This window comes from Streptococcus sp. CL8.13 (assembly GCF_049737895.1).
Window position 1 is genome coordinate 1 of the sequence record NZ_JBKOTT010000079.1, and the last position, 4,575, is coordinate 4,575.

Sequence of the window (4,575 nt, forward strand, 5' to 3'; positions counted from 1 at the left end):
ATTGGATTTGAGAATACAACGTCCAGCCTTATTGCCGAACGTGCTGGAGTGTCAGAAGGAACTGTTTTTAGTTACTTTAAAACAAAGGAAGGTATTTTAGAAGCCATTTTATCTACTTTTCTAGAACAGGTTATTCCAGAAGTGATTGCGGATTTCTCAGAAAAAAAATTCACAGTAGATCAAGAAACTTTTCCCTTCTTTTTAAAAAGTATTGTTCGAGATAGGCTCTTTTTCATTCAGGAGAATCAAATGCATGTTAAAATTCTCTTGGGGCGTTCTTTTATTGATAAAAATCTTTCTATTCAGTTAGGAAATATTATTGTTCAATCTATAATAGAACCAATTAGCCCTGTTTTAAATCAATTTAAAGAAAAAGGACTTATTCTAAATTGGTCAAATGAAAGAATTGTTCGTTACATTTTAGCATTGAGTTTTTCTTATCTTATTCCCATGATGTTGAATGATGAAGGAACTATAAACATAGATGAAGCAGTTGATGAGATTGTTGAATGTTTGTCATCTGCCCTAATGAAAGTAAAATAAATTCTGATGTTAAAACTCACTGTTAATGGTGAGTTTTTTGGATTCAACATAAAAATCCCCAATCGAAGCGATTGAGGATTAAGCAAATGAATCTTAAACAATACCTTGGGCAATCATAGCGTTTGCTACATTTTCAAAGGCAGCAATGTTAGCTCCTGCAAGGTAGTCTTTATCAAGACCATATGTTTCTGAAGTTGTTTTAGCTGTATTGAAGATGTTTGTCATGATGTCTTTGAGACGTCCATCAACTTCTTCACGAGTCCATGAAAGGCGAAGACTGTTTTGGCTCATTTCAAGGGCTGAAACGGCTACACCACCGGCATTGGCAGCTTTGGCAGGTCCGTAGAAAATACCATTTTCTTTGTAAACTTTGATGGCATCAAGGTCGCTTGGCATGTTGGCACCTTCAGATACACAGATAATGCCTTGAGCAACTAAGCGTTTAGCTGCTTCACCGTTGATTTCGTTTTGAGTCGCACATGGAAGCGCAATGTCATAGTTTCCAGCGTAAGTCCATACAGAACCTTCGTGATATGTTGCAGTTGCTTTTTCAGCAGCATACTCAGTCAAACGAGCGCGACGTTTTTCTTTAACATCAACCAATAGATCGAAGTCGATACCATTTTCATCGATGACATAACCATTTGAGTCAGATACAGAGATAACAGTTGCACCAAGTTCAGTTGCTTTTTGAAGCGCGTATTGAGCAACGTTACCAGAACCTGAAATGACCACTTTCTTACCAGCAAAGCTATTACCGTTAGCTTTGAGCATTTCTTCAGTGTAGTAAACCAAACCGTAACCAGTTGCTTCTGGACGAATCAAGCTACCACCAAACCCAAGAGGTTTACCAGTCAAGACACCAGCATCAAATTGGTTAAGACGTTTGTATTGACCGTAAAGGTAACCAATTTCGCGTCCACCTACACCGATATCACCAGCAGGTACGTCAAGTGATGGTCCGATGTGTTTTTGCAATTCAGTCATGAAGCTTTGGCAGAAGCGCATCACTTCAGCATCTGTTTTACCTTTAGGATCGAAGTCTGATCCACCTTTACCTCCACCGATTGGAAGTCCAGTCAAAACGTTTTTAAAGATTTGTTCAAATCCGAGGAATTTCAAAATCCCTTGGTTTACAGTTGGGTGGAAACGAAGTCCGCCTTTGTATGGTCCAACAGCTGAGTTGAATTGAACACGGTAACCGCGGTTTACTTGAACTTTTCCATCACGGTCAACCCAAGGAACACGGAAAGAAATCACGCGCTCTGGTTCAGTAATACGTGCCAAGATATTTTCTTCGATATACTCAGGGTGTTTTTCAAATACAGGTTCTAAAGTGTTGAAAAATTCTTCAACAGCTTGGAGGAATTCAGCCTCGTGCCCGTTACGAGCTTTTACAGTTTCAAACACGCTTTGGATATATTCTTTAGCAGATGTCATATCGTTCTCCTTAAATTCTAATTTAATTATGTGTGTCATTATAGCAGAATTTTTTTTAACTGTAAAGAGAAAAAACAAAAATTTTCTAAAAATTCTATCAATTTAGTTTTGAGACTTTTTGAAAATAGATAAAAAACGAACCTTTTTCTTGTAAATATCTTTCTCAAAGAGAAAATCTGAAAATATGGTATAATATTAGCAATAAAAGGAATCTGGAGGATTAGAATCATGGTATCAACGAAAACACAAATTGCTGGTTTTGAGTTTGACAATTGTTTGATGAATGCGGCGGGTGTGGCTTGTATGACGATAGAGGAGCTAGAAGGGGTTAAAAACTCAGCAGCGGGAACCTTTGTCACTAAGACAGCGACCTTGGAATTTCGTCAGGGAAATCCTGAGCCACGCTATCAAGATGTTCCACTTGGTTCTATCAACTCTATGGGATTACCGAATAATGGCTTAGACTATTATTTGGACTATCTTTTGGATTTACAGGAAAAAGAGCCAAACCGAACTTTCTTCCTATCTCTAGTCGGCATGTCTCCAGAGGAAACCCATACTATCTTGAAAAAAGTCCAAGAGAGTGATTTTCGTGGTCTGACTGAGCTAAACCTCTCCTGTCCAAATGTTCCAGGAAAACCTCAGATTGCCTATGATTTTGAGACAACAGACCGGATTTTAGCAGAGGTGTTTGCCTACTTCACCAAACCTCTTGGAATTAAATTGCCACCATATTTTGACATTGTTCACTTTGACCAAGCGGCAGCTATTTTCAACAAGTATCCGCTCAAGTTTGTCAACTGTGTTAACTCTATCGGAAACGGCCTTTATATAGAAGATGAGTCTGTCGTTATTCGTCCTAAAAATGGTTTCGGTGGCATTGGTGGCGAGTATATCAAACCGACTGCTCTAGCTAATGTTCACGCCTTTTATCAACGTTTAAATCCTCAAATCCAAATCATCGGAACAGGTGGCGTGTTGACTGGTCGTGATGCCTTTGAACATATCCTCTGTGGAGCAAGTATGGTGCAGGTGGGAACCACCCTTCACAAAGAAGGCGTCAGTGCTTTTGACCGCATTACCAATGAACTGAAAGAAATCATGGCGGAAAAAGGGTACGAGAGCCTAGAAGATTTCCGTGGGAAATTGCGGTATATTGACTAAATTCATTAAAAAATCAGAAGAAAGGAGAGAAGATGCTAGCTATTGAAGAAAGCCAGAAGTTGACTTTATCAAATTTACCTAGCCTGAGCCTTTTTACAGGGACAGATCAGGGTCAGTTTGAAGTGATGAAGAGTCAAGTGTTGAAACAGATTGGTTATGATTCTGCCGACCTCAACTTTGCCTACTTTGATATGAAAGAAGTAGTTTACAAGGATGTGGAACTGGAGTTGGTCAGTCTTCCTTTCTTTGCGGATGAAAAAATCGTGATATTAGACCATTTTGTTGATATCACGACTACTAAAAAACGCTTTTTGACAGATGATGAGCTCAAGTCATTTGAGGAATACTTTGACAATCCTTCACTAACAACCAAGTTGATAATCTTTGCAGAAGGAAAGCTGGATAGCAAAAGACGGCTGGTAAAATTACTTAAGCGTGATGCCAAGGTCTTTGATGCAGTAGAAGCAAAAGAACAAGAATTGCGCCAGTATTTCCAAAAGTGGAGTCAGAAACAAGGTCTGCAGTTTGCCAATCATTCTTTTGAAAACCTCCTTATCAAATCTGGTTTTCAATTTAGCGAAATCCAGAAAAATCTCCTCTTTTTACAGTCCTATAAGGAAGACTCTGTTATCGAGGAAGAGGATATTGTCAATGCTATTCCCAAGACCTTGCAGGACAATATTTTTGATTTAACTCAGTTTATTCTGACTAAAAAGATGGATCAGGCGCGTGACTTGGTTAGAGACTTGACCTTGCAAGGTGAAGATGAAATCAAACTGATTGCAGTCATGCTAGGACAATTTCGGACTTTTACTCAGGTGAAAATTTTGGCGGAGTCTGGACAAACAGAATCGCAGATTGCAAGTAGTCTAGGAAGTTTTCTCGGACGCAATCCAAATCCCTATCAAATCAAGTTTGCGCTGAGGGATTCACGAGGACTTTCCTTGAGCTTTTTGAAGCAAGCTATTTCTTATTTGATTGAGACAGACTATCAGATTAAGACAGGTCTTTATGAAAAGAGTTTCCTTTTTGAAAAGGCACTTTTACAGATTGCTAGTCAGGTCAATTGACATTTTTTTGAAACTACAACCTGCGTCAAGATTATCTTGTCGTGGGTTTCTTGCTGATTTGCTTGTTTTATACTCAATGAAAATCAAAGAGCAAACTAGGAAACTAGCCGCAGGTTGCTCGAAGCACTGCTTTGAGGTTGTAAATAAGACTGACGAAGTCAGCTCAAAACACTGTTTTGAGGTTGTGGATAGAACTGACGAAGTCAATTACATATACCTACGGCAAGGAGACGTTGACGAGGTTTGAAGAGATTTTCGAAGAGTATTATTAGAAAGTATTTCAGTGATTTCTTCATCTATAAGCAAAAAACTTGAAAAAAGTGAATGTTTGCGTTATCATTTTCATATAGAAAGAAAA

The 4,575-nt window shown here is 38.6% G+C and carries 4 protein-coding genes; 3 read left to right on the forward strand and 1 reads right to left on the reverse strand.

Going from position 1 to position 4,575, the window contains the following annotated elements:
- A partial coding sequence (locus ACLNCN_RS03565; RefSeq protein ID WP_424844634.1) for a TetR/AcrR family transcriptional regulator occupies window positions 1–543 on the forward strand: 543 nt, incomplete at its 5' end.
- Between the two features lie 93 nt (window positions 544–636).
- Here the strand turns inward: ACLNCN_RS03565 and gdhA are convergent.
- Window positions 637–1,983 carry an NADP-specific glutamate dehydrogenase gene (gdhA, locus tag ACLNCN_RS03570; RefSeq protein WP_247939427.1) on the reverse strand — a complete coding sequence of 449 codons (1,347 nt, stop codon included), beginning with the start codon at window positions 1,981–1,983 and terminating at the stop codon, window positions 637–639.
- A gap of 228 nt (window positions 1,984–2,211) precedes the next feature.
- Here gdhA and ACLNCN_RS03575 point away from each other — a divergent pair, with 228 nt between their 5' ends.
- Together ACLNCN_RS03575 and holA are read left to right on the forward strand one after the other, a co-directional pair.
- A complete protein-coding gene (locus tag ACLNCN_RS03575) occupies window positions 2,212–3,147 on the forward strand; it encodes a dihydroorotate oxidase (protein ID WP_424844635.1) in 936 nt (311 codons plus the stop codon).
- 32 nt (window positions 3,148–3,179) lie between these two features.
- Window positions 3,180–4,217: a DNA polymerase III subunit delta gene (holA, locus tag ACLNCN_RS03580; protein WP_424844636.1), complete on the forward strand. Its 1,038-nt coding sequence runs from the start codon at window positions 3,180–3,182 to the stop codon at window positions 4,215–4,217.
- The last annotated feature ends 358 nt before the right edge of the window (window positions 4,218–4,575 follow it).